The sequence below is a fragment of the Marinobacter sp. EhC06 genome (genome assembly GCF_001650915.1).
GTDB lineage: Bacteria > Pseudomonadota > Gammaproteobacteria > Pseudomonadales > Oleiphilaceae > Marinobacter.
The window spans coordinates 1-23180 of sequence record NZ_LXYO01000014.1; the positions used below are offsets into that span (position 1 = coordinate 1).

24 protein-coding genes and 2 tRNA genes are annotated in these 23180 nt (G+C 56.1%); 11 read left to right on the plus strand and 15 right to left on the minus strand.

Annotation, left to right across the window (positions count from 1 at the left end):
* Window positions 1-329: 329 nt before the first annotated feature.
* The 14 genes from A8B84_RS09080 to A8B84_RS09145 form a co-directional block, all read right to left on the minus strand.
* Window positions 330-2147 (minus strand): ATP-dependent nuclease, encoded by a 1818-nt coding sequence (locus tag A8B84_RS09080; protein WP_064228289.1) that lies wholly within the window; start codon window positions 2145-2147, stop codon window positions 330-332.
* A gap of 32 nt (window positions 2148-2179) precedes the next feature.
* Window positions 2180-2614 carry a hypothetical protein gene (locus tag A8B84_RS09085; protein ID WP_064228290.1) on the minus strand — a complete coding sequence of 145 codons (435 nt, stop codon included), beginning with the start codon at window positions 2612-2614 and terminating at the stop codon, window positions 2180-2182.
* A gap of 61 nt (window positions 2615-2675) precedes the next feature.
* Window positions 2676-2948 carry a hypothetical protein gene (locus A8B84_RS09090; protein WP_064228291.1) on the minus strand — a complete coding sequence of 91 codons (273 nt, stop codon included), beginning with the start codon at window positions 2946-2948 and terminating at the stop codon, window positions 2676-2678.
* Between the two features lie 389 nt (window positions 2949-3337).
* The gene (locus A8B84_RS09095; RefSeq protein WP_064228292.1) at window positions 3338-3622 is read right to left on the minus strand and encodes an excalibur calcium-binding domain-containing protein; all 285 of its coding nucleotides are present in this window, start codon (window positions 3620-3622) and stop codon (window positions 3338-3340) included.
* Window positions 3623-3662: 40 nt separating this feature from the next.
* The gene (locus A8B84_RS09100) at window positions 3663-4109 is read right to left on the minus strand and encodes a hypothetical protein (RefSeq protein WP_064228293.1); all 447 of its coding nucleotides are present in this window, start codon (window positions 4107-4109) and stop codon (window positions 3663-3665) included.
* Between the two features lie 141 nt (window positions 4110-4250).
* Window positions 4251-4327, minus strand: a tRNA-Met gene (locus A8B84_RS09105).
* 92 nt (window positions 4328-4419) lie between these two features.
* Window positions 4420-5511 (minus strand): redox-regulated ATPase YchF, encoded by a 1092-nt coding sequence (gene ychF / locus A8B84_RS09110; RefSeq protein WP_064228294.1) that lies wholly within the window; start codon window positions 5509-5511, stop codon window positions 4420-4422.
* Window positions 5512-5548: 37 nt separating this feature from the next.
* On the minus strand, window positions 5549-6136 hold the full coding sequence (gene pth, locus A8B84_RS09115) for an aminoacyl-tRNA hydrolase (protein WP_064228295.1): 588 nt from the start codon (window positions 6134-6136) through the stop codon (window positions 5549-5551).
* A gap of 30 nt (window positions 6137-6166) precedes the next feature.
* Window positions 6167-6811: a 50S ribosomal protein L25/general stress protein Ctc gene (locus tag A8B84_RS09120; RefSeq protein ID WP_064228314.1), complete on the minus strand. Its 645-nt coding sequence runs from the start codon at window positions 6809-6811 to the stop codon at window positions 6167-6169.
* Window positions 6812-6977: 166 nt separating this feature from the next.
* Window positions 6978-7928: a ribose-phosphate diphosphokinase gene (locus A8B84_RS09125; RefSeq protein WP_008176348.1), complete on the minus strand. Its 951-nt coding sequence runs from the start codon at window positions 7926-7928 to the stop codon at window positions 6978-6980.
* Between the two features lie 52 nt (window positions 7929-7980).
* Window positions 7981-8055 (minus strand) — tRNA-Gln (locus A8B84_RS09130).
* A 19-nt stretch (window positions 8056-8074) separates the two neighbouring features.
* Window positions 8075-8938 (minus strand): 4-(cytidine 5'-diphospho)-2-C-methyl-D-erythritol kinase, encoded by an 864-nt coding sequence (gene ispE / locus A8B84_RS09135; protein WP_064228296.1) that lies wholly within the window; start codon window positions 8936-8938, stop codon window positions 8075-8077.
* Window positions 8935-9567, minus strand: coding sequence for a lipoprotein insertase outer membrane protein LolB (gene lolB / locus A8B84_RS09140; RefSeq protein WP_064228297.1), 633 nt, complete (start codon window positions 9565-9567; stop codon window positions 8935-8937). Before lolB ends, ispE begins: the two co-directional genes overlap by 4 nt.
* Window positions 9564-11312, minus strand: coding sequence for a tetratricopeptide repeat protein (locus tag A8B84_RS09145; protein ID WP_064228298.1), 1749 nt, complete (start codon window positions 11310-11312; stop codon window positions 9564-9566). Before A8B84_RS09145 ends, lolB begins: the two co-directional genes overlap by 4 nt.
* Window positions 11313-11559: 247 nt before the next feature.
* On the opposite strand from A8B84_RS09145, the gene hemA reads away from it, so the two are divergent.
* The 4 genes from hemA to A8B84_RS09165 are packed head-to-tail and all read left to right on the plus strand — an operon-like array spanning window position 11560 to window position 15556.
* Window positions 11560-12849, plus strand: a complete 1290-nt coding sequence (gene hemA / locus A8B84_RS09150; RefSeq protein WP_064228299.1) for a glutamyl-tRNA reductase — start codon at window positions 11560-11562, stop codon at window positions 12847-12849.
* The gene (gene prfA, locus A8B84_RS09155) at window positions 12846-13934 is read left to right on the plus strand and encodes a peptide chain release factor 1 (RefSeq protein WP_064228300.1); all 1089 of its coding nucleotides are present in this window, start codon (window positions 12846-12848) and stop codon (window positions 13932-13934) included. The genes hemA and prfA overlap by 4 nt, the downstream gene beginning before the upstream one ends.
* Window positions 13924-14820, plus strand: coding sequence for a peptide chain release factor N(5)-glutamine methyltransferase (gene prmC / locus A8B84_RS09160; protein ID WP_064228301.1), 897 nt, complete (start codon window positions 13924-13926; stop codon window positions 14818-14820). The genes prfA and prmC overlap by 11 nt, the downstream gene beginning before the upstream one ends.
* Window positions 14810-15556: a HesA/MoeB/ThiF family protein gene (locus tag A8B84_RS09165; RefSeq protein ID WP_064228302.1), complete on the plus strand. Its 747-nt coding sequence runs from the start codon at window positions 14810-14812 to the stop codon at window positions 15554-15556. The genes prmC and A8B84_RS09165 overlap by 11 nt, the downstream gene beginning before the upstream one ends.
* Before the next feature lie 172 nt (window positions 15557-15728).
* Here A8B84_RS09165 and phrB read toward each other — a convergent pair whose 3' ends face one another.
* Window positions 15729-17132: a deoxyribodipyrimidine photo-lyase gene (gene phrB / locus A8B84_RS09170; protein WP_064228303.1), complete on the minus strand. Its 1404-nt coding sequence runs from the start codon at window positions 17130-17132 to the stop codon at window positions 15729-15731.
* Between the two features lie 165 nt (window positions 17133-17297).
* On the opposite strand from phrB, the gene A8B84_RS09175 reads away from it, so the two are divergent.
* The 7 genes from A8B84_RS09175 (at window position 17298) to A8B84_RS09205 (ending at window position 23119) form a co-directional block, all read left to right on the plus strand.
* Window positions 17298-18107, plus strand: coding sequence for a hypothetical protein (locus A8B84_RS09175; RefSeq protein ID WP_064228304.1), 810 nt, complete (start codon window positions 17298-17300; stop codon window positions 18105-18107).
* Between the two features lie 51 nt (window positions 18108-18158).
* Entirely contained in the window at window positions 18159-19019 is an 861-nt protein-coding gene (locus A8B84_RS09180) for a mechanosensitive ion channel family protein (RefSeq protein ID WP_064228315.1), read from the plus strand.
* On the plus strand, window positions 19000-19497 hold the full coding sequence (locus A8B84_RS09185) for an ATP-dependent zinc protease (RefSeq protein WP_064228305.1): 498 nt from the start codon (window positions 19000-19002) through the stop codon (window positions 19495-19497). Before A8B84_RS09180 ends, A8B84_RS09185 begins: the two co-directional genes overlap by 20 nt.
* The gene (gene rimK, locus A8B84_RS09190; RefSeq protein ID WP_064228306.1) at window positions 19494-20399 is read left to right on the plus strand and encodes a 30S ribosomal protein S6--L-glutamate ligase; all 906 of its coding nucleotides are present in this window, start codon (window positions 19494-19496) and stop codon (window positions 20397-20399) included. Before A8B84_RS09185 ends, rimK begins: the two co-directional genes overlap by 4 nt.
* Window positions 20400-20402: 3 nt before the next feature.
* A complete protein-coding gene (locus A8B84_RS09195; RefSeq protein WP_064228307.1) occupies window positions 20403-21467 on the plus strand; it encodes a succinylglutamate desuccinylase/aspartoacylase family protein in 1065 nt (354 codons plus the stop codon).
* 14 nt (window positions 21468-21481) lie between these two features.
* Window positions 21482-21907 carry a secondary thiamine-phosphate synthase enzyme YjbQ gene (locus tag A8B84_RS09200; RefSeq protein WP_064228308.1) on the plus strand — a complete coding sequence of 142 codons (426 nt, stop codon included), beginning with the start codon at window positions 21482-21484 and terminating at the stop codon, window positions 21905-21907.
* A gap of 234 nt (window positions 21908-22141) precedes the next feature.
* Entirely contained in the window at window positions 22142-23119 is a 978-nt protein-coding gene (locus A8B84_RS09205) for a TAXI family TRAP transporter solute-binding subunit (protein ID WP_064228309.1), read from the plus strand.
* Window positions 23120-23180 lie beyond the last annotated feature (61 nt).

The window sequence follows — 23180 nt, forward strand, 5'->3', positions numbered from 1 at the left end:
GAAAACTCTAATCAGCGGTGCAACTGAAACAGGGATGTTTACAGATGGTTTCGGGTAATTCCTTGTACTCTCGCTCTGCAGCTCCACTAACGAATGCGAATTTTTTTGCTTCCATTCAATTTATGCCTTCTAATCTTGGATTCAAGCAATAACCGAAGCAGTGTTTTATGAGACCTGTGCGAAGCATGCATTAAAGGTCATAAGCGCTCAAAAACATATGGTTGTGGAATTCAGGAGCCCGTTTAAGCGCATAAAAAGACACGCCGAGGGGCAAGTGGTCAAGGGACAGGTGTTTGGTGCCTTTTACCTTCAACGGGGCTCCGAGTTTGTTAACCGAACGCGAACTCAATTATTTCACGCAGAGTTTTTTCGCTGTTTTCAGAGAGCTGTACTCGCCCGTCCAAATAGTCCCTTATTCTCTTCCATGAGTGGAATGGTTTGTCGCTTGATTTCATTGACCCTGTTTCGCCCCGTTCCCATAAAACATGCTCGAAAGTGTCTTCAACTTTGTATATCCACTCATTAGGGCAGACAGATGCGATTTTTTTATTTGCATTGTATGGGTGTATGGCCGGTAGTTTCTCTAGCTCATCGTCAGTAAATTCTTTCCTGTCAGTGTCGTGTATTATTCTATATTCAATATTCAGACAGTTTAAAACTCGGGCAAGAGCAGGGATCGTCCACTTACCTCCGGCCGACACTAGCGTTGTATCTTTGTCTATTAATTCTTTAGTTCCCAATTTTTCAGCAAGATCGCCAATTCTACTGAAAACCGCTATTTCTGTGTCTCCCTCAACGATAACAGCTCTTTTGGCAAAAAGGCTTTCACATACTGTAGGGTGGAAATCCAGTGCTGCTCTCAGCATCATTCTTTCATCATACTCTCCATCCTTTTCAAATATGTCTTCTGATATTTGATGGACGTTTCGTTGATTGTTAGCGCCTCTGGATAAAAGCTTGAGTGACTCGGGCCTTTCCGCAATATTTATCAAAAACGGTGAATGAGTAGAGCAGATAACCTGCCATTTTTCAGAGTTCGATCTTTCTTGAAGAGTATTTTTAAGTCTCCTCATCAGGTGTGGGTGTATATAGAGTTCGGGTTCCTCATACAGAACAATAATTGACCTTTCGTTTCCGGCGACCTCAGCTTCAGCTGTAGCATTGCTTTCAAGCATTGCAAACGCCAATGCTCGTTGGACACCAGAACCCTGGTATGCAAGGCTTGTTTCTATTTCATCATCAACCAGAAAAGTCGCCGCTTTCATAAACAGAGGCTCTATATCTATATCTCCAATCGCTAACTTTATTTTAGAGTCAAAGTCCAAGACTTGGTTTAGCGTATCGGAGACCTGTTTTAATGCGTCCGACAACCCTTCTATCTCATTCTCTTCTTCCAGTTTCCCCTGAAGTTTGTTTTGGAGGTGCTCCGCTCTATCTATGTAGTCCTGGTAGGAGTCATCTCGTTTTACATGTGGAAATAGCTTGTTGGTAAAGAGAAACGAGAATGGTGAGTTGTTTGTAGATTTAAGCTCGTCCTCTATTTTGAAGCTTGCAGGGACGTACATCACGTGCGGTACAGCTTGTTGCAGAGAGTTGGCAAACCTCTTCACGTGCCAATCCGTAGACGTTGTAACTAGGTCGCTGTAATTCTCTTGGGTAAAAGCCTCTATTTCTTCTCTTTGAGAATCGAAGTCAGCTTTTTTTGATACGTTGAAATTGGAGAATATTTTGTTGACCTCAGGATCTTTTTTGACCGTTGAAAAGTTCTCTTCAGACCATGGGTACTGTACTTCACTATTATAAACAGAGTATTCATGCACAAACTCAGTTTTTTCTTCGTTCCATGATGCTGTCATTTTAATTATAAGCTGGTCTTCGTGTAGCAGCTTCGATATTGCTGGTTTTCTTCTTTCCCAATCTTCAATTTTGTGGAAAATACACTTTATTTCCATTTCCTCATCGGATTCTTTCTGCCCAGGCCAATCTTCTATTTTAGGTTTTTTGTTGTCTAAAATTAGGTTAAGCGCGTGAAGTATTGTAGATTTACCTATGTTGTTTGGTCCGACTAGTGTCGTAAAATTGTCTATATCAATTTCTGCAAAACTGATACCCCTGAAATTTTTTATCATCAGGCTCTGTAGCTTCATTGCATCCCTCAAATTTTCTACTTGTCTGAACTTTAACGATTTGTACCGTCGCCGCAGTGTTCGGCTATCTTTCTCTGTTGCTTCTGGCTTTTTGTTTGTTGCTTCCAAAAATCGCACATTTGTTGGTTCAACTTATACTCATGTGCTGTCATTTTTCCCTTCTCTTTCGCGACTTCAACATTCTTTTTATATTCCCTTTGAAGCCTAATCTTTTCTTGAATTGCCACTGGTTTCCATTTTTCACGCTCTGGCCCGGCCATTTCCCATAGTGCCACTCCATTCGGATTTACAAAGCAGTTCGCGTGAAGGCGTAGGGCTTCCGGGCGAGAGCAGCGTCCTTCCCAAAGGCTGGTCGTGACTTGATCTTGAATTGCTCTCGTCAGGTGCTGGGTTGTTTCGTTCAGTGAGCCTGCTTGCGTTGCGGGGAGAAAAGAAATTGCCAAAAGAGAAACTAGAAATCCTTTCATGACTGCGTCCTTTAGTCGTGCCGATCCTGGAACCATCTTTCCATGACTTTTTTCGTGACTGCTATCCCTCGGCGTGACTGTCTAACTTTGAGTTCACTGCGTCGTATTCAGGGCTAGTTTGCCCGACTTCAGGTGCTATCTCTCCTGAAGCTATCCAGAGAGCATATTGAGGATAGAGCTTCACAACCGCCTCTATCTCCTCTGTCTTCAGCTCACGATCCGGCTTGTTCCTGACATTTTGCCAGGTGTAGCGACCTATCCCCGTTTTCGCTTCCAGCTCCGGGTTCTTCATCCCTGAATTTTTGATGATGGTTATAACCCGTTCTTTGATCATAAATAATATAAAAATGACTTAAGCCAAAAAGGCTAAACCGTTCTAGGTAAGCTAATATAGCTTAAGTAGATATGGAATTAGCCGTTTCTGGACGTTTTTGACCAATGACCATGATAGACGAACAACTAGCCGAACGCATTAAACAGCTTAACTGGCCTCCACTTATGGACTGGCGCGAGTTCGCCGACTAGGTCCGTGTAGACCAGGGCGTAGTAGAAGGCTGGGTTAAGCGCTGCTACATTTCGACCCACAAGATCGGTCGTCACCGCATGGTCAACATTCCCCGTCTCCTGGAACAGATGGAAGAAGAGGAGATTTGACCATGAAGCCCCTGAACCGAGTCGGCCAGGAAGCTATCGCCGGTATCTCAACTCTGATCCTTGAAAGGGCTAGAACCTGGAATCGTTTTCACAAGGAATGCCGTCACCGTCACCGTCCATCTTGGTGTTTGGGCAGTTCTGGATAAAGAATTCGGTCTCTGCCCTGGACGTCATCTGACTGCAGTGCTGCCTACCGTCACAATGAAAACTGGTTACACGCTTGGCTTCCTCGATCAATGCTTTATGCTCAGCCATTGGATTAGCCACTGGAGTGGGTTGGCTTTCGGGTTGCTTCGACTGATAGAACTGCCACGCGCCGAAGGCGACCAGGGCAATCAGAATGAGATTCTTCAAATTCACTTCCTTATAGTGTGCGGAGATTCTTGCTTAACGTTCAGATCGCTACCCTTGATAACGGCATTGCGATGCCAAGGTAATCAGCAAGGCAATAGAAAAGAAAGATGATCAGGGCTACCGTAAACGTGGTGGTTGCTCTCCAGAAAAGGGCTCGTCGGGCCTGGGCGTTTTCTATCTTTTTGAGTTGTTCGTGTTCATCCAAGTAGATTTTGTTTCTTGCTTCGTAAACCGACATTGCGTTCTTTAGCTTATAGTAGGTGCTGTTTCCATTGCTGTTGAGCACGCTGCTTTTCACGTGTTTTAGCAGTGATTCTTTATCACCCTCAGCTAGTCCGTAGGACTGGTGAGCGGCGATCGCAATGTCGTCTATTAGCTGGTCGAAGTCCTCAGAGCTCACATTCGGTTTGGAAACACCGCCCCTAAAAAGCCTGCTCTTCACTCTTTCGCAGACCCTGGAGAAAACCGTTTTGCTATCTTCGGCCATCGATAAACCTCGCCACCTTGTTAGTCCTTTGAGGGCATCATAGCGACTATGGGGTTTGCGGACCAGAAGGGGCAGGCGGGGGACAAAAAGGGGACAACCATAAAAAAAGGGTCACGACGTGAGTCGCAACCCTTTGAATCTTGGTAGCAAGGGGCGGAGTCGAACCGCCGACCCCAGCATTATGAGTGCTGTGCTCTAACCAACTGAGCTACCTTGCCATTTCGCTTTGGGCATCGCCCCAAACGAGGCGCGTATTTTCAGTATTTGGGCCCTTTCTGTCAAGGCTTGGGGCCCAGTTTTTCCTGAAAAATTACACGTTGAAGCGGAAGTGGATAACGTCGCCGTCTTTCACAATGTATTCCTTGCCTTCCAGGCGCCATTTTCCGGCATCCTTGGCCCCGGCTTCGCCGTTGTACTGAACGAAATCGTCATAGCTCACCACTTCTGCCCGGATGAACCCGCGTTCGAAGTCGGTGTGGATCACGCCGGCGGCCTGAGGCGCTGTGGCGCCGATTTTCACGGTCCAGGCGCGGACTTCCTTCACCCCGGCGGTAAAGTAGGTCTGCAGGCCCAGCAGGCCGTAGCCGCCGCGAATAACCCTGTCGAGGCCTGGCTCTTCCATGCCCATTTCTTCCAGGAACATGGATTTTTCATCGTCTTCCAGTTCGGAGATTTCGGCTTCTATCTTGTTGCAGATAGGCACAACCACGGCATTTTCCGACTCGGCGATCTTGCGCACCGTGTCCAGATGCGGGTTGTTCTCGAACCCGTCTTCGCTGACGTTGGCAATGTACATGGTCGGCTTCACGGTCAGCAGGCAGAGCTCGCGGATCAGGGCCATCTGGTCTTTGTCCAGATTCATGCTGCGCACCGGTTTGCCTTCATTCAGCACGGGCAGCAGTTTCTCGAACATCTCCAGCTGGGCCTTGGCTTCCTTGTCACCGCTCTTGGCAACGCGTTGAACGCGCTTGATGGCTTTCTCAACGGTGTCCAGGTCGGCCAGAGCCAGCTCAGTATTGATTACTTCGATGTCTGAGGCGGGATCTATCTTGTTGGCCACGTGAATGACGTTGCCGTCTTCAAAGCAGCGCACCACATGGGCAATGGCGTCGGTCTGGCGGATATTGGCCAGGAACTGGTTGCCCAGGCCCTCGCCCTTGGACGCGCCTGCCACCAGGCCGGCGATGTCGACGAATTCCATGGTGGTCGGGACGACCCGTTCGGGCTTTACGATCTCCGCCAGTTTGTTGAGGCGCGGATCAGGCATGGCGACAACACCGGCGTTAGGCTCAATGGTGCAGAACGGGAAGTTTTCCGCGCCAATGCCGGATTTGGTCAATGCGTTGAACAGGGTGGATTTGCCGACGTTGGGAAGGCCGACGATGCCGCAGTTAAATCCCATGGAATGCCTCTGCTGGTACTGGAAAAATTTGAGCGGATTATACCGGTTTGAAACTGTGCAGGCGATTCATGGCGGCGGGGAGTTTGCCGCTGGCTGCATCCGGTAATACCCGCATGATTTCGTCGATCACTGCGTTCAGTTCCTCGGTTTCCTGTTTGCCCAGGCGGCCGAGAACGTAGCCGGTTACCCTGCGGCTGTCGCCGGGGTGGCCAATGCCGATGCGCAGTCTCTGAAAGTCGTTGGTGCCCAGGTGAGCAATGGTGTCACGCAGGCCGTTGTGTCCGCCGTGGCCGCCACCTTTCTTTAGCTTGGCGGTACCCGGGGGCAGATCGAGTTCGTCGTGGGCAACCAGAATCTGTTGGGGCTGAATCTTGAAGAAATCTGCCAGCGCCTTGATGGCCAGGCCGCTGCGATTCATAAAGGTAGTGGGATTCAGGAGGTGCAGGTCCAGGCCCTGCCATTGAATGCGGGCGTAGAGCCCGTGGTATTTCTTTTCGGGGCGGAGCGTCTGGCCCGCGGCGCGGGCCAGAGCTTCCACGAAGAGAGCGCCGGCGTTATGGCGGGTATTCTCGTAGTCAGCGCCGGGGTTCCCCAGACCAACCACCATGACAATATCCTGCGCCATTCGCCGTTGCCCTCCTCAGTGCAGGAGTGATTACTCCTTGTCTTCGCCTTCTTCGCCTTCTTCACCTTCTTCGGCGTCGTCGGCCTTGGCACCGCGCGGCTTGTGGATAGCCACTACAGGCAGGTCGTGATCTTCACCCTGGAGCAGGGCGGCAATCTTGACGTCTTTCGGCAGTTTCAGGTCGCTCAGGTGAACTACCTGGTCCATCTCGACAGTGGTCATGTCCACTTCGATGAACTCGGGCAGGTTCTGCGGCAGACAGATCACTTCAACTTCGTTGATCTGGTGGTTAGCTACGCCGCCGTGGAGCTTGATAGCCGGTGCGGTGTCTTCGTTAATGAAGTGCAGCGGTACGTTGACGTGGATCTCGTGATCCTTGTCGACGCGCAGGAAGTCAGCGTGGGTCAGGATCGGCTTGTACGGGTGACGCTGCAGATCCTTCAGGATGACGCTTTCTTTCTTGCCGTTCAGCTCAACGGTCAGAACGTGAGAGAAGAACGCTTCGTTTTCCAGAGCTTTTTTCAGCTCGTTGTGCCAGATGGCAACCGGAGTAGCGTCTTTTCCGCCACCATAGATGATGGCCGGAATTTTACGCTCCTCACGACGCAGGCGGCGGCTCGCACCTCTCCCCTGATCGTCGCGAGGAAATGCTTCGATAACAAATTCCTGAGACATGGTAATAACCTCAATCGTCACCTGAACTGCCCGCGACCAGGCGTTGGATCAGGTGATGTTTCTGAAAAGCCGGATTTTTCCGGCTGACTAAAAGAGTCGGGAGCCTGTGTAGGCTCCCGACCCGGTAACTGCTTGTAATGCCTTGATATTACGACCGGAAGGTCACTCAGGCATTCTCGAACATGGCGCTGATGGACTCTTCGTTGCTTACGCGGCGAATAGACTCCGCAAGCAGTCCGGCCATTCCGAGGACGCGGATTCTATCACAATTATGCGCTTTGTCACCCAGCGGGATGGTATCGCAGACCACGAGCTCATCCAGCTGCGAGGCATTGATGTTATCAATGGCCGGGCCGGAGAGAACCGGGTGGGTGATGTAGGCAACCACGCGGGCAGCGCCGTGTTCTTTCAGGGCGTTGGCCGCTTTGCACAAAGTGCCGGCGGTATCGATGATGTCGTCCACCAGGATGCAGGTCTTGTCTTTGACATCACCAATGATGTGCATGACCTGAGATACGTTCGCCTTCGGGCGACGCTTGTCGATGATGGCGAGATCGGCGTCGTCCAGGCGCTTGGCCACGGCACGGGCACGAACCACGCCGCCAACGTCCGGGGATACCACTACAAAGTTCTCGAAGCGCTGCTTGAAGATGTCTTCGAGCATGACCGGTGTGGCGTAGATGTTGTCCACCGGAATATCGAAGAAGCCCTGGATCTGATCAGCGTGCAGGTCGACGGTCAGAACCCGGTCTACGCCGATGCTGGAAATCATGTCGGCTACCACCTTGGCGCTGATGGCAACACGGGTAGAGCGTACCCGGCGATCCTGGCGCGCGTATCCGTAGTAGGGGATAACGGCGGTGACCCGTGTAGCGGAAGCACGGCGAAGTGCGTCGGCCATCACGATCAATTCCATCAGGTTGTCGTTGGTGGGGTAGCAGGTCGGCTGGATGATGAAGACATCATGGCCGCGGACATTCTCATTGATCTCGACGGTGGTTTCTCCGTCGCTGAAGCGGCCTACAGTGGCCTGACCCATGGGAATGTGGAGTTTGCGGGCAATCGCCTGAGCCAGTTCAGGGTTGGCGTTGCCAGCGAAGATCATCAGTTTGGACACGACGGCATCCTTCTCAGTATCGGCGTTTGATTCAGAAGAAGCGGGAGAAAGGTGGCTGGGGTGGCAGGATTCGAACCTGCGCATGACGGGATCAAAACCCGTTGCCTTACCACTTGGCGACACCCCAGTATCGTGCTTTTTTGGCATCATTTCAGCTCTGTTAGCTTTTTGTGTAGAGGTGAACTGTTCACCCCTTTAGCTACGAACCCCGTGACGCCGGAGGGTTTGCTTTCCCAGATGATCCGGGCTGCGGATTCTGTCGGGAAACGTCCAAATATGCAAGCCCCGGTTCCGGTTAATCTTGCAGGTCCGAATTGTGAAAGCCATTCCAGGCTCTGGTTAACCTCAGGATACAGTTTTCGAACTACATCCTCACAGTCGTTTCGGTACCTCGAGGCGTCTCCCTCAAAAGCGGGCGCTATTTTGATTCTCGGGGTGTTCCTTGTCAACCCTTGCTCGGAAAAAATCTTGCCAGTGTTTATGTTGCAGCCAGGCTTGAGAACAACAAACCAGTCTTCCGGCGGATTTGCGTTGGTCAGTGTTTCACCAACGCCTTCGCCGAAGGCCGCGTGGCCACGGACAAACACCGGTACATCGGCGCCCAGGCTCAGGCCGACTTCTGCAAGTTCATCGATACTCAGCTTGAGCTGCCAGAGGTGGTTCAGTCCCAGCAGGGTGGTTGCGGCGTTGGAGCTGCCTCCGCCAAGGCCGCCGCCCATGGGCAGCCGTTTGGTGATGCTGATGGTAACTCCGGGCAGGTCACCCTGAGCCCGTTCCAGAAGAGCTCTGGCGGCGCGAATGATGAGGTTGTCGTCATCTTCGACACCCGGAACGGGCTCCGCGAGCCTCACACCGGGCTCTCCGGGTGTGAGGGTAAAACTAAGGTCGTCGCCATAGTCGAGAAACTGGAACAGAGTCTGGAGTTCGTGATAGCCGTCGTCCCGGCGCCCGACAATGTGCAGGAACAGGTTCAGTTTGGCCGGTGACGGCAATATCAGGTCGGGTGTCATTCAGGCTGCTCCTGCCAGTCGCTGACCACCAGCCGGACACGCTTCTCTTCTTTGAGGGCGGTGATGCGGGCGGGGAGTGCAGGATAGCTGGAAAGGAAGCTCTGCCAGCGGTCGTAGCGGATTTCCCAGCCGTTCTGGCGGATTATGGCAAGGGTGCCCTGATCATCGAACAGCAGGCGGTAATCGCTGGCCGGAGAGGGCAGGCCCCGAATCCACCAGGTCAGGTTTTCCAGAGGCAACTGCCAGCCCGTGGCAGCTTCGACCAGCGCTTCCGGCTCACCCGAGCGGTAGGTTTCGCCGTTCGGCAGGGTCAGCTCAATAAAGCCGGGCACGCCTTTAAGCGTTGTGCTGCCCATGCCGAGAAACGACGAGGAGAGGGCCAGGTCGTAGGCTTCACCGTCCTGAACCCAGTGGTTGATGATGGCGGTTCCGCTGTCCGACGGCTGGCGGACGGCCAGCTTGCCAGTCAGCTTCCAGTGATCGAGTTCGCCGAGACTGGCCGCACGGGTGGTCCAGTTCGCCGGGGGTTGGTCTGTCATGCCCTCCGGTAACGGGTCGATCTGAATCGTGGTACAGGCACCGAGGGTGGCAAACATCATCAGTGCTGCCAGGGTTCGGGCAAGTTTCATTCCGGCTCACCACCGTTGGTCAGCCGGTTTATGGTTTCTCTGAGTACTTCGTGGTCGCGGTCCTGCTCCAGGCCTTCCTGCCAGATAATCCGCGCCTGCTCTTCGGCACCGTTCATCCAGAGTGCCTCACCGTAGTGGGCGGCAACCTCAGGGTCCGGGAAGGCGGCCCAGGCACGGGAAAGGTAGTCGAGCGCGGGCTCGATCTGACCTTCGAGGAACAGGACCCAGCCCATGCTGTCGAGGATTGCCGGGTTCTCCGGGTCGAGTCGCAGTGCTTTCTCGATGTAGCCGCGGGCTTCTCTCAGCCTGTCCGTCCGGGTGGTCAGGATGTAGCCCAGAGCGTTCAGGGCCACGGCGTTTTCCGGCTCCTGTTCGATAATCTGCTTCAGATCGGCTTCGGCATCGGCAGGCTGCCCGATGCCGTCGTACAGCATGGCCCGGGCGTAGCGGATCTCGATATTGTCCGGATGTTCTTCCAGAGCTTCCGTGGCGGCGCTGAGGGCTTGCTGTTGCTGCTCCTGATCCAGCAACAGGTTTACCTCCAGCAGCCAGAAGTTCTCTGCCTGCCGGGGGTTGGCCTCGCGCAGCCTGCGGATGCGGTCAATGGCGTCCTCGAGCTGGCCGTTTTCTGCCAGCAGGGAGCTGGCGCGGGCCAGGGCCGGAAAGTAGTAATTACCCTGTTCCACGCTCTGGTAATAGCCAATGGCTTGCTCGGTGTTGCCGGCCTGGTCCTCAATGCGGCCCAGGTAGTAGTTGGCTTCGCTGGTATGATGGCCCTGTTCGGCCAGTTGGGTCAGCTCTTCCCGGGCCAGATCGGTCTGGCCATTCTCAAGGGCGACCAGCGCGTGGGATAGCCTCAGGCCTGGCGTGTCCGGGTAGCGCTTAACAAGGCGGTTGAATTCGTCCTGGGCAGCCTGTAATTCGCCTTCATTTATAAGCATGCGGCCGTAAAGCGTGCCCATCTGACGGTTGCCGGGAAAGCGGCGGGTGTTTGTCAGCAGGTAATCGAGGGCGCTGCTTTTCTGGCCGGTCTGGTAGAGCAGGTCCCCCTTGAGGATGATGGCCGGCTGGAAGTTCGGATTCTCCTGCAGCAGGGGTTCAAGCCTGTTCAGGGCTTGCTGCGGCTGACCGGTAACCTTCAATAGCAGCGCGATGCTGTACTCCAGTTCCGGGGTGTCGGGATGGCGGTCCGACATTTCATTATAGAGGGCCAGCAGCTCCTGTTGCTGTTCCGGTGGCAGATTTGCGGCCATGGCGGCCAGGCTGTCGAAGTCAGCGTCGCCACCCTGATCCATGATCCGCTCCATGTGATGGATGGCGGTCTGGAGGTCGTTGCCCTTTACTGCCTGGATAGCAGAGATACGGTGGGCCTGAAGGCTATCCGGATCGATTTCCAGCCACAGTTCGGCCAGATGCTTCTGGGCGTTGTCACCGTTCAGGGACTGGGCAATTCTCATGGCCCGCTCAATAACCACCTGGTCGCGGGATTGTTTGGCAGCCTTCAGGTAGTTCACCAGGGTAATGTCATAGCGGCCGCGCTGGGCCGCGATTTCGGCAGACAGGAGCAGATAGAGGGTTTCGGGCTCGAAATCGGCGTATTCAACCGGTGGCTGTGGCTCCGTCTTTTTCTCAATGGCGGCTTTTTCGCCAGTAGAAGGCGCTTCCTCAGTGCCGGTAAGGCTGGCACACCCTGCCAGTGTGAGGCCAAGCAGGCAGGTAACCAGAAACGGTACGGACTTGTGCATGCAACTTCCCATGGTCTGTCGAAAACGCATCAAAAATAACCACGCTCCAGCCCCTTTCTTGAGGTAGATCGGGTCCCGGCCTCAGCCGAATCCCTATAATGGCATAAGCGCCTGATCTTGCCCAACCTGTCCGCACTTGCCGAAGCTATGGCGGTTTTGGGTGGCAGCTCAGGCCGCTGACCGTTAAAATGTCCAGTAATTGCGCGTATCTGCACCGCTCATCGGCAAAAGGTTGTACAACCACGAAATGGCACTGGTAACGCTGGGAATCAATCATCGCACGGCCCCCGTTGAATTACGGGAGCGGGTGGCGTTTACGCCCGAGCGTATGGCGGAGGCATTTGCCGAGCTGAGGGCGACCTCAGGCGCCACCGAGGCCGCGATTCTGTCTACCTGCAACCGGACCGAACTGTATCTGGCCGGCGATGACGACTGCGCACCCATGGTGCTTCGCTGGATGGCGGGGTTTCATGGCCTGGATGCCGCAGAGCTTGAGGAAGCACTGTACGTGCATCGCGACGGTGATGCTGTCCGGCACATGATGCGCGTGGCCGCCGGCCTGGATTCCATGGTGCTGGGCGAGCCGCAGATTTTCGGGCAATTGAAGGATGCCTACACCCTGGCCCGTGAGCATGGCGCCAGCGGTTCGTTTCTGTCCCGGCTGTTCGAGCATACCTTCTCGGTCGCCAAGCGCGTGCGTACCCAGACCGCCATCGGTGAAAACCCGGTCTCCGTTGCCTATGCGGCGGTGAGCATGGCGCACCATATTTTTGCTGACATGTCCCGCAACAAGGCCTTGCTGATCGGTGCCGGCAAAACGATCGAGTTGGTGGCCCGGCACCTTGCGGATGCCGGCGTGAAGGATTTCCTGGTGGCCAACCGTACACTTGAGCGGGCTCAGGCGCTGGCAGAATCCCGTGGCGGCAAGGGCATTGTGCTGTCCGAGATCCCCGAGCACCTGGCCGATGTTGATATCATTATTTCGTCCACCGCGAGTCCATTGCCCATCCTGGGCAAAGGCGCCGTTGAACGGGCACTGAAGAAACGCAAGCACCGCCCCTATTTCATGGTGGATATTGCCGTGCCCCGGGATATCGAGCCGGAAGTGGCCTCGCTGGACGACGTCTATTTATACACGGTTGACGACCTGCGCCAGGTAATCGAAGAGAATATACGCTCCCGCGAGGGTGCGGCCCGGGAAGCGGAGAATCTGGTTGCGTCCGGGGTTCAGGATTTCCTGAACCAGCTGCGGGCGCTGGACGCGGTGTCCACTCTCAAACAGTTCCGTCAGCGCGCCGAAGTGCTGCGCGATGCGGAGACCGAAAAAGCCCTGCGCGCCCTGCGCAACGGCACAGATCCTGAAACCGTGCTGCGCAGTATGGCACGCGGCCTCACCAACAAACTCCTGCACGAACCCTCTGTGCAGGTACGAAAGGCCACCACAGAAGGTCGCACCGAGGTGACAGAGTGGCTGCGTGAGTTGCACCAGCTGGATGCACTGGACGCGGACACGACGACTACCCCGGAAAAACTATGAAGCCATCGATCCAATCCCGCCTCGAGCAGCTTACCGACCGCTTCGAGGAAGTCAGCGCATTGCTCAGTGATTCCTCCATCATCTCCCAGCAGGACAAATTCCGGGATCTTTCCCGGGAGTTCGCCGAGATTGAACCCATAGTTCAGTGCTTCCAGGCCTGGCAGCACTCGCTGGACGACATCGAGGCGGCCCGTGAGCTGGCGAAAGATGGCGACGCCGATATGCGGGAAATGGCCGAGGAAGAACTGCAACTGGCCCAGCAGAAAAGCGAGGAGCTGGATGAAGAGCTCCAGCGCCTGATGCTGCCGAAAGACCCGAACGACGGCAAGAACGTGTTCCTGGAGATTCGTGCCGGCACCGGCGGTGACGAAGCCGCCATCTTTGCCGGCGATCTGTTCAGGATGTATCTGCGCTATGCCGAGCGCCGGCGCTGGCAGGTTGAAGTTCTGAGCGAAAGCGAGGGTGAGCACGGGGGCTACAAGGAGCTGATTGCCCGTGTCGCTGGCGATGGGGTTTATGGTGCCCTGAAGTTTGAATCCGGTGCCCACCGGGTACAGCGCGTTCCGGAAACCGAGTCTCAGGGCAGGATTCATACTTCGGCCTGTACCGTGGCGGTGATGCCAGAGGCCGATGAGGCCGAAGCCATTGAGCTCAACAAGGCGGATCTGCGGGTAGACACTTTCCGCGCTTCGGGTGCTGGCGGTCAGCACGTGAACAAAACCGATTCGGCAATCCGGATTACGCACCTGCCAACGGGCATTGTCGTGGAGTGCCAGGAAGAGCGCTCCCAGCACAAGAACCGGGCGAAAGCTTTGAGTTTGCTGGCTTCGCGGCTGCAGAATGCCGAGACCGAGCGGCAGCAGAAGTCCATGGCCGAGACGCGCAAGAGCCTGGTTGGCAGCGGCGACCGTTCCGAGCGCATCCGCACCTACAATTTCCCCCAGGGGCGGGTTACGGACCATCGTATTAATCTGACCCTGTACAAGCTCGACGAAGTGATTGCTGGCGACCTGAATGCTGTAATTGTGCCTTTGCAGCAGGAGCACCAGGCCGAGCTGCTTGCCTCCCTCGCCGATGACCAGTAAATCCTCACTGACTTGTGAAGCCCTGTTAAAGAAGGCATCCGCCCGGATTGATAGCGATTCGCCGAGGCTGGATGCCGAGTTGCTACTGAGCCATATTACGGGGCTTAGCCGGACCAGTTTCCGGGCTTGGCCGGAACGTGAGGTTACCGATGCTCACGCCGAGGCCTTTGAGGCGCTTGTGCAGGATAGGGTGGCCGGAAGGCCCGTGGCGCACCTGCTGGGACAGCAGGAGTTTTGGTCTCTGCCGCTGAAGGTCAGTGCCTCCACCCTGATCCCGAGACCGGATACCGAATGCCTGGTGGAAGTCGCTCTGGATTTGCCGTTACCCCGGCAGGCCCGCGTGCTGGACCTGGGCACGGGTACCGGCGCCATCGCCCTGGCGCTTGCCAGTGAGCACCCGGAGTGGCAGATCACTGCATGCGATGCCGTGGCTGAGGCAGTCGCGCTTGCCCGTGACAATGCCGATGCGCTTGGTCTGACAGTTTCTGTGGTTCAGAGCTCCTGGTTTTCAGAGCTCACGCCCGGCAGATTTGATCTGATTGTCTCCAACCCGCCCTATATTCCGGATAACGACCATCACCTGAAGGAAGGTGATGTTCGGTTCGAGCCTGCCTCGGCTCTGGTATCCGGCCGAGATGGTCTGGATGACCTCCGGCTGATTGTGGATCAGGCGCCGGACTGGCTGCTTGAAGACGGATGGCTTCTGGTTGAGCATGGTTTTGATCAGGCGGAGGCCGTGGCAGAGTTGTTCCGCGCGCGTGGGTTTCAAGACGTTGAGACCCGCCAGGATTATGGCAACCGGGATCGCATGACGCTCGGGCGATGGTGTTCCGGCGCTGCGGTCATTACTCCGGCGCCTAACAGGGGAGATGCAGATGCTCAGTGACGACGAATTATTGCGCTACAGCCGGCAGATCCTGATGCCGCGGTTCGATATTTCAGGCCAGGAAAAGCTGCAGTCTGCCCGGGTTCTGGTGCTTGGGGCCGGCGGCTTGGGGTGCCCTGTCGCTCTCTATCTCGGCGCCGCAGGTGTCGGGACCCTGACACTGGTGGATGACGACAATATCGAACTAGCTAACCTCCAGCGCCAGATTGGTTTTGAAACTGCGCAGCTGGGTGAATCGAAGGCGGAAAGCCTCGCCGACCGGATTCGGCGGATCAATCCTCTGGTGTCCGTGACTGCCCTGAACCAGCGCCTTGAGGGTGAGGCCCTGGCGCGCACGGTGGCAGAGGCAACCCTGGTGGTCGATTGCACCGATAACTTCAATACGCGGTTTGCCCTGAACCGTGCCTGTGTGGCGGCGAAAGTGCCCCTGGTATCCGGTGCGGCCATTCGAGGCGAGGGTCAGGTTTCGGTTTACGACAGCCGGCGGGAGGAGAGCCCCTGTTACCACTGCCTGTATCCGGAGCAGGGCAATGAGGATCTGACCTGTTCAGAGGCGGGGGTGATTGCGCCGCTGGTCGGGATGATCGGGGCGACTCAGGCGATGGAGGCCATCAAGGTGATTTCCGGGGTGGGGGCGCCTTTGATTGGGCGGTTGTTGATTCTGGATGCCTGGGAGATGCAGTGGCGGGAGATGAAGCTGGCTCGGGATCCTGATTGCCCGGTTTGTTCCGGTTGACCTCACTCTTTGGGGATCGGGGCTGAAGACAGTCTTTCCGAAACACGCTCCTTGCGGCACATCCCTGTGGCGCTTGGGCTCCGCCATCCCTGGCTCCGCACAGTTTTGGAAAGACTGTCTCCAGCCCCTCGTCATACTGTCGAGTCAGCCCGCTCTCCGACTCCGGCTCAGTTTAATTCTTTAATTCCTGAAACTTTGCGATCGCCTCTTTCCTGCTTTCTTTCAGATCGACGATCTGCCGTGGATATCCCTTCGGAATAACACCACCTTTCGCGCCCGGATCATGAATCCGTTTGTTGTCCAGTTTCGCCAGTTCAGGAACCCACTCCCGGATGAAGTCGCCGTTGGGGTCGAAGCGTTCGCTCTGGGTAACCGGGTTGAAGACCCGGAAGTAGGGGGCGGCGTCGGTGCCGGTGGAGGCGCTCCATTGCCAGCCGCCGTTGTTGGAGGCCAGGAAGCCGTCGATCAGTTTTGACATGAAGTAGGCTTCGCCCAGTCGCCAGTCGATGAACAGGTTTTTGGTGAGGTACATGGCGGTGATCATGCGCAGGCGGTTGTGCATCCAGCCGGTCTGGTTGAGTTGGCGCATGGCGGCGTCGACGATGGGAACGCCGGTGTTGCCGGTTTTCCAGGCTTCGAACTTGTCGCCCGGGGTGTTCCACTCCAGGGCTTCGGTTTCCGGTTTGAAGGCGCGGTGCATGCTGACCCGGGGGTAGTGGTACAGGATGTTGATGTAGAAATCCCGCCAGGCGATTTCGGTGATCCAGGTGCCCAGGCCTTCCTGGTTTCCTCCTGCACCCTGTGCCTGTCGGGCTGCGATCAGGCATTGCCGGCCGGAGAGGACGCCGTTGGCCAGGTAGGGGGAGATCAGGCTGGTTCCGTCGATGGCGGGGAAGTCCCTGTTTTCCTTGTAGGCGCCGCCGCGTTTTTCCAGGAAGCGTTCAAGCTGGTCGTGGGCGGCCTGTTCTCCGCTGGGTACCAAAGGCTCCGGGGCATCCCGAAAGGCTTCCGGGATTGTTTCAATCTGTTCCGGGGTAACCGCGTCGCCCCTCATTTTGGGAATCGAAAACAGTCCGGGATGGGTTTCTTCGATCCAGCTTCGCCAGCGTCTCGAAAACGGTGTGAAGACGGAGTAGGGCTCGTTCTGCTGGGTCAGGATCTCGCCTACTGGGGCGACGGTCTGGTCGCGGTATTTGCGAACGGCTATTCCGAGCTCGTCAAAGCGGTGCTTGACGGCTTTATCGCGTTTGCGTTCGTTGACGCCGTACTCCTCGTTGAAGTGCAGTGCTGTAACCTTTTGCTCTTCACAATGGCTCTGCAGTTTACCGATGCTGTCGTCGAATCGGTCGGCATATATAAAGGATAGGGGAATGCCGAGCCGGGCCAGTTCTTCAGCAAGGGCGTTGGCATGGGAAATGACGAATTGCACCCGGGACGGAGACCAGTCGTGTTCCTGCCATTGGTCCGGGGTGAGAATAAAACAGGCCCGCACTTCTTCGTTGCTCTCGCAGGCGGCGGTGAGGGCGGGGTTGTCGGCAACCCGGAGATCGTTTCGGAACCAGACCAGTTGCGTCATCCGTAATCCATAGTTGTCTGAGGGATTGATATAAGTGTAATTACAGCCCGGTGTTTCAATAAAATCACCAACTTGGATATTCGCCCGGGGTGGCTGATTGGATTATAGTTAAAACACTTTTTAAGCAATTCAGCCGACCGATCTTGAGGGAGTTCTGTGGCAGGAATGGAGAACAATACCGAGGGTCGTCGTGACGGCGTGTGGGCCCAGCCGTATTCTCTGGCTTCTGGGCAAACCCAGTTTCATCAGCTTGGTCATATTCGTTTATGGGTCACCCTGCTGGATCAGGAGTGGCAGATTCGTACCGAAGCGCTTGAGCTGGACACTGATCCCGCCAGTTGGACAGAAACCATTGGCCACACTCTGCCGTCTGCTTCCGTGCCGCTGCAACGATTCATCCGGGAAAATCAGTCGTCCACGGTCACGTTCCTGCCGGCTCTCGCCAACCTGCCTACCGTGATTCGGCCTTTCCAACCGCTGACCATTCCCGCCGGTGGCCGGTGCACGATCTATGTGGGAACCCTGGTCTGGATGAAGGTCTGTGTCGGAGACAAGCAAGTCGTTCTGACGGAGATCCCCCTGGCGTCGCCCTCGATGACCTGGGTGGGCAGAAATACCATGGAGGGCGAGCTTTGTTATGCCTCGCCGAGTTTTGCCAGATTGGTGCTTGAGGCAGTGCCCAAGCGCCCCTGGCGAGCGGTAACGCCGGTGACCCTGATCAACCGCCGGGAAGAACCCTTGTTGCTGGAGCGTTTCAGCCTGCCGACGCCGTTGCTGTCCCTGCATCAGAACGAGCGCGGCCAGTTGTGGACGCCGGGTGTAACCGTTGAGGTGGAGACCGATATGAACTCCGCCAGTCTGCATGTAGAACAGTCATTGTTTGCTGCTGCGGGTGCTTGCCGGCATGTGGCAGATGCCCGGGAGAAGATGGCCCGTGGTAGGCTGGTGCGGGCTTTTGACCGAATGTTTGGCTAAAAAACACCGAAGGGAGTCGACGCTTTGCTGGAAACAATAGAAACAGGCGTGATGAAGGTGTTCACGGATATCGCCTGGGGGCAGTGGATCAGTTCCGTTTTTCTTGTCGTGCTCGGGCTGTTTCTCGGTTCCCTGGCGGCCCGAAGTGTTGGCCGTTTTATGGCGCAACGCACCTCCCGCCATCATACCGTCATGGTTCGACGGCTGGTGTTCTATGTCATTGTCGTTCTGTTCTTTGTGGCGGCCCTCCGGGAGGCCGGCTTTTCCCTCGATGTGGTGCTCGGCGCCGCAGGTATCCTGACCGTAGCCATCGGTTTTGCCTCGCAGACCTCGGCATCGAACATGATCAGCGGTCTGTTTCTGCTGGTGGAAAAGCCCTTCGAAATCGGGGATTTCATCGAGGTGGACGCAACCCTTGGCGAGGTGGTGGGCATTGATATGCTCAGCGTGAAATTGCGTACACCGGACAATCTGTACGTGCGTATTCCCAATGAAACCCTGATCAAGACCCGGGTGGTTAACCGTTCCCGGTTTCCGATACGCCGACTCGACCTGACAGTGGGGATTGCCTACGCTGAAGATGTAGAGCGCGTAGAAAGCCTGCTGCTGGATCTTGCGGAAAAGAACCCGGTCTGTCTCGAAGAGCCCAAGCCGTTTACGCTGGTAACAGCGTTTGGCCCGTCTTCTGTGGACCTCCAGTTCTCGTACTGGGTGCCCAAGGAGAAAGTGCTCGAGGGTCGAAGCGGCATGATGGTCGCGATCAAGAAAACCCTGGATCGGGAAGGCATTGAAATTCCGTTCCCCCACACCAGCGTGTATGCGGGTAGCCATTCGGAGCCGTTCCGTGTTCAGCTGTTGGGGCCGGAACAAATCACTGAAAAGGATCTCCCGGATGTCGACAAAGACAGCTGAAGTTATCAAAACCATCGCCCCGACACCGGCCGAGAATAAAATGAGTCTTGGCTGGCGTGAGTGGGTGGCGCTTCCAGACCTTGATATCAGTCGTATCAAGGCAAAAATCGACACCGGAGCCCGAACTTCCTGTCTCCATACGTTTCGTACCGAGCCCTACACGGAAAACGGAGAGCGGCGGGTACGCTTCTGGGTCCATCCGGTGCAGAACGATTTGCACCAGGTCGTGGAGTGCGACGCGAAGGTGCTGGACGAGCGGAACGTCTCCGACTCCGGCGGCCACAAGGAAATGCGCCTGGTCATCGAAACCACGCTGCTGATTGGCGGCCAGAAATGGCCTATTGAAATGACATTGACCAACCGTGATTCCATGCGGTTCCGGATGTTACTGGGCCGTACCGCTATGTCCGGGCGCTCACTGATCTATCCCGAAGCTTCCTATCTTGCCGGCGAACCGGCCTTAAGGACTGAAAAATGAAAATTGCGGTACTGTCGCGAAACCGTCACCTCTATTCGACCCGTCGGCTGGTGGAGGAAGGCATCAATCGTGGCCACGAAGTGAAGGTGATTGACTGCCTGCACTGCTCCATGAACATTACCTCGGCCAACCCACAAATCCATTATCACGAGGAAGTCCTTGAGGATTTCGATGTGGTGATTCCGAGGATCGGTGCATCCGTGACCTTCTACGGTACGGCGGTATTGCGCCAGTTCGAAATGATGGGGGTATTCCCCGTCAACGAATCTGTTGCCATCACCCGCTCCCGTGACAAGCTGCGGTCCCTGCAACTGCTTGCCCGCAAGGGCGTCGGCATGCCGATTACCGGCTTTGCCAACAAGCCGGATAACGTGCCCGAGCTGCTGCAGATGGTGGGCGGCGCCCCGGTAGTTATCAAACTGTTGCAGGGCACCCAGGGCATTGGTGTGGTGCTGGCGGAAACCCGGAAGGCGGCTGAGAGTGTGATTGAAGCCTTCATGGGGCTGAAAGCCGATATTCTGGTGCAGGAGTTCATCAAGGAAGCTGGCGGCGCCGATATCCGTTGCTTTGTGATCGGCGACAAGGTGATTGCCGCCATGAAGCGTCAGGGTGCCGAAGGCGAGTTCCGGTCCAATCTCCACCGGGGTGGCAGCGCCTCTCTGGTGCGGATAACGCCGGAGGAACGCCGCACTGCCATTACCGCCGCCAAGTCCATGGGCCTGAACGTGGCCGGTGTGGACTTGTTGCGTGCCAGCCGCGGCCCGCTGGTGATGGAGGTGAATTCCTCACCCGGCCTTGAGGGCATCGAGAATGCCACTGGCAAGAACGTAGCCGGTATGATCATCAATTGGACCGAGAAAAATCAGAAGCCCTGGAAAACCCGGACCAAGGGGAGAGGCTAAAGCATGGCCCGTGCCCCCTATGAAATTGCCGGCACCCAGGTAAAGGCCGGCACCCGGCAAACCGTGGAAGTTCCGGTCGCCAAGCTATACACGCACACGCCGCTGCATATTCCTGTTGAGGTTGTGCACGGCCGGAGGGACGGTCCGGTATTGATGGTGTGCGGTGCCATCCATGGTGATGAGATCAACGGTGTCGAGATTGTCCGCCGGGTGCTCACCAATTCGGCCCTGAGGCACCTCCGGGGTACGTTGGTTGCGGTACCCATCGTCAATATCTTCGGGTTTGTCCAGCGGACCCGCTATCTGCCGGACCGCCGGGACCTGAACCGCTGTTTCCCCGGCAGCGAAAGCGGGTCCCTGGGCGGGCGCATTGCCTATCTGCTGCGTACCCAGATCATGGAGCGGGTCACTCACATCATCGATTTGCACACCGGGGCGATCCATCGGTTCAACCTGCCGCAAATCCGGGCCGAACTGAAAAACCCGGAAACCGTGCGTATGGCCGAAGCCTTTGGTGCGCCGATCATTATCAACGCCGGCCTGCGTGAGGGGAGTCTTCGTGCCTACGCTGATTCACAGGATATTCCGGTGATCACCTTCGAGGGTGGTGAGGCGCTGCGCTTCGACGACGTGGTGATCGGCAGCGGTGTGAAAGGGGTAATTCGGGTCATGCGTGAACTGGAAATGATCCCGGCGAAAAAAGGGCCCAAGGCACCGAGAAAGCGGTCTGAAACCGCTGCCAACTCCCAGTGGGTACGAGCAGACATTGACGGCATCATGCGGCCGGTTGCCCGCCTGGGGCAGAAGGTGCGCAAGGGGCAGCGTCTGGCCATGGTGGCGGATCCCTTTGGCGAATCGGAAACGGCAGTGGTGTCACCCTGCTCGGGTATTGTTATCTGCGTGAACAATCTGCCGCTGGTGAATGAGGGCGAGGCAATTTATCACGTTGCCCGGTTTGACGAGCTAAGCGAGGCGGAAAAAGCCATGGATTATTTCCGGAGCAGCTACGAAGGGGATGTCGGCGACGATGTCGTTCCGGTACACCCCTGGGATGACCGCCAGAAATAAGCGAGAGGACAGCCATGATCTGGGATCAGTCGTTTATCGAGTTGGCGCCGCTTCCACGGGGCTTTCATCTGGTCACCAATGAAATCCTGGCCCAGGCGCCGGATCTCACCAACTGCGAGGTTGGGTTACTGCACCTGTTCATCCAGCACACCTCTGCATCCCTCGCGGTGAATGAAAACGCAGACCCGGATGTGCGGGGCGATCTGGAACGCCACTTCAATGTCATGGTTCCGGAGAATGCGCCGCACTATGAGCATGTAATGGAAGGGCCGGACGATATGCCGGCTCACATCAAAAGCATACTGATCGGGCCCTCTCTGACCCTTCCGGTAAGTCATGGTCATCTTGCCCTGGGAACCTGGCAGGGGCTATACCTCTGTGAGCACCGGGACCGGGCCGGTAGCCGGCGTATAGTGGCAACCTTGCAGGGGCGTTGGTAACTCTGCGCCGATAACGTCCTTTAAGACTCACGTGTCGACTTTCACCCATTGGTTTCTCCTCTATGGGTGGATATCCACCCATTTTCCTGCCTGAATCCTCTCCTGATTTCAGTAATACACTGTTTTAAATAGTTAATTTGGAACTGGTCTGCTCCTTGCTGACAGGGTTACCCACCGAAGCCATTCGAGCTTCGTTGAGCACCCAACAAACAAAATGAAACGGGAGCATTCTTTATGAAAACCCAAGCCGTAATGGCGGTGGCATTCGCCTCCACCTTCGCCGTCGCAACCCCCGCAGCAGCCCAGGACCGCTCAGACTGGCCGAGCAACTTCACCGTTGGTACTGCCAGCCAGGGTGGGACCTACTTTGCCTATGGTTCCGGCTGGGCCAACTTTGTGGCTGAAAACCTGGGCGTCTCCGGCGGTGCCGAAATTACCGGCGGTCCGGTGCAGAACATGGCCCTGGTGCATACCGGCGACCTGAAGTTCGGCCTGACCACCATGGGCCCGGCCCGGGAATCCATGGATGGCAATAGCCCGCTTGCTCCGGGGATGAAGATGGACAATGTCTGCGCCATGTTCCCGATGTACGAAACGCCGTTCTCGGTAACCGCGCTCTCCAGCTCCGGCATCACATCCATTGCCGACATCCCCGATGGTGCCACCATTGGCTTCGGCCCGGCGGGCTCGACGTCTGACACTTATTTCCCGCGCATGATGGAAACCCTGGGCGTAGACTTCGAACGCCGTAACGGCAGCTGGTCTGATCTGGGCGGTCAGCTTCAGGATGGCCTGATTGATGTGGTCGCTTTCGCGGCAGGTATCCCCATTCCGGCGGTCAGCCAACTGGAAGTCCAGACCGATGTGAACATCATCGGTATGACCGATGCCGAGGCAGAGACCATCATCAATAACTTCCCGGTATCCGAGTTCATCATTCCGGCGTCCACCTACCAGTCTCTGGAAGAGCCCTCCCGCGTGGTGTCCATGTGGAACTTCGCCATGGTTAACTGTGATGTTCCGGAAAGCTTCGTGTATGAGATCACCAAGCTGACCATGGAGAACAACGACAAGATGGTCTCCATCCACAAGGCGGCCCGTAATTCGGTTCCCGAGAACTATACGAAGAACAACGTTCTGCCCTGGCACCCGGGCGCTGCGCGTTGGTTTAACGAGAACGGTTACCCGATCGAAGACAGTCGGATCAAGTAACAGTGCTCGAGCGGGGGGCTGCCTGGCGGCCCCTCGCAAATGACGGCCAGGAGGGTTCTGG

Bases quoted from the DNA above. Each gene is read 5' to 3' on its own strand.
- pth (WP_064228295.1), bottom strand. From the start codon at position 6,136: ATGGCGCAGGATATTGTCATGGTGGTTGGTCTGGGGAACCCCGGCGCT.
- A8B84_RS09200 (WP_064228308.1), top strand. From the start codon at position 21,482: ATGATCTGGGATCAGTCGTTTATCGAGTTGGCGCCGCTTCCACGGGGC.
- A8B84_RS09195 (WP_064228307.1), top strand. From the start codon at position 20,403: ATGGCCCGTGCCCCCTATGAAATTGCCGGCACCCAGGTAAAGGCCGGC.
- prfA (WP_064228300.1), top strand. From the start codon at position 12,846: ATGAAGCCATCGATCCAATCCCGCCTCGAGCAGCTTACCGACCGCTTC.
- lolB (WP_064228297.1), bottom strand. From the start codon at position 9,567: ATGAAACTTGCCCGAACCCTGGCAGCACTGATGATGTTTGCCACCCTC.
- phrB (WP_064228303.1), bottom strand. From the start codon at position 17,132: ATGACGCAACTGGTCTGGTTCCGAAACGATCTCCGGGTTGCCGACAAC.
- ispE (WP_064228296.1), bottom strand. From the start codon at position 8,938: ATGACACCCGACCTGATATTGCCGTCACCGGCCAAACTGAACCTGTTC.
- A8B84_RS09080 (WP_064228289.1), bottom strand. From the start codon at position 2,147: ATGAAGCTACAGAGCCTGATGATAAAAAATTTCAGGGGTATCAGTTTT.
- A8B84_RS09090 (WP_064228291.1), bottom strand. From the start codon at position 2,948: ATGATCAAAGAACGGGTTATAACCATCATCAAAAATTCAGGGATGAAG.
- A8B84_RS09145 (WP_064228298.1), bottom strand. From the start codon at position 11,312: ATGCACAAGTCCGTACCGTTTCTGGTTACCTGCCTGCTTGGCCTCACA.
- hemA (WP_064228299.1), top strand. From the start codon at position 11,560: ATGGCACTGGTAACGCTGGGAATCAATCATCGCACGGCCCCCGTTGAA.
- A8B84_RS09085 (WP_064228290.1), bottom strand. From the start codon at position 2,614: ATGAAAGGATTTCTAGTTTCTCTTTTGGCAATTTCTTTTCTCCCCGCA.
- ychF (WP_064228294.1), bottom strand. From the start codon at position 5,511: ATGGGATTTAACTGCGGCATCGTCGGCCTTCCCAACGTCGGCAAATCC.
- A8B84_RS09185 (WP_064228305.1), top strand. From the start codon at position 19,000: ATGTCGACAAAGACAGCTGAAGTTATCAAAACCATCGCCCCGACACCG.
- A8B84_RS09120 (WP_064228314.1), bottom strand. From the start codon at position 6,811: ATGTCTCAGGAATTTGTTATCGAAGCATTTCCTCGCGACGATCAGGGG.
- A8B84_RS09205 (WP_064228309.1), top strand. From the start codon at position 22,142: ATGAAAACCCAAGCCGTAATGGCGGTGGCATTCGCCTCCACCTTCGCC.
- A8B84_RS09165 (WP_064228302.1), top strand. From the start codon at position 14,810: ATGCTCAGTGACGACGAATTATTGCGCTACAGCCGGCAGATCCTGATG.
- A8B84_RS09175 (WP_064228304.1), top strand. From the start codon at position 17,298: ATGGAGAACAATACCGAGGGTCGTCGTGACGGCGTGTGGGCCCAGCCG.
- prmC (WP_064228301.1), top strand. From the start codon at position 13,924: ATGACCAGTAAATCCTCACTGACTTGTGAAGCCCTGTTAAAGAAGGCA.
- A8B84_RS09100 (WP_064228293.1), bottom strand. From the start codon at position 4,109: ATGGCCGAAGATAGCAAAACGGTTTTCTCCAGGGTCTGCGAAAGAGTG.
- rimK (WP_064228306.1), top strand. From the start codon at position 19,494: ATGAAAATTGCGGTACTGTCGCGAAACCGTCACCTCTATTCGACCCGT.
- A8B84_RS09180 (WP_064228315.1), top strand. From the start codon at position 18,159: ATGAAGGTGTTCACGGATATCGCCTGGGGGCAGTGGATCAGTTCCGTT.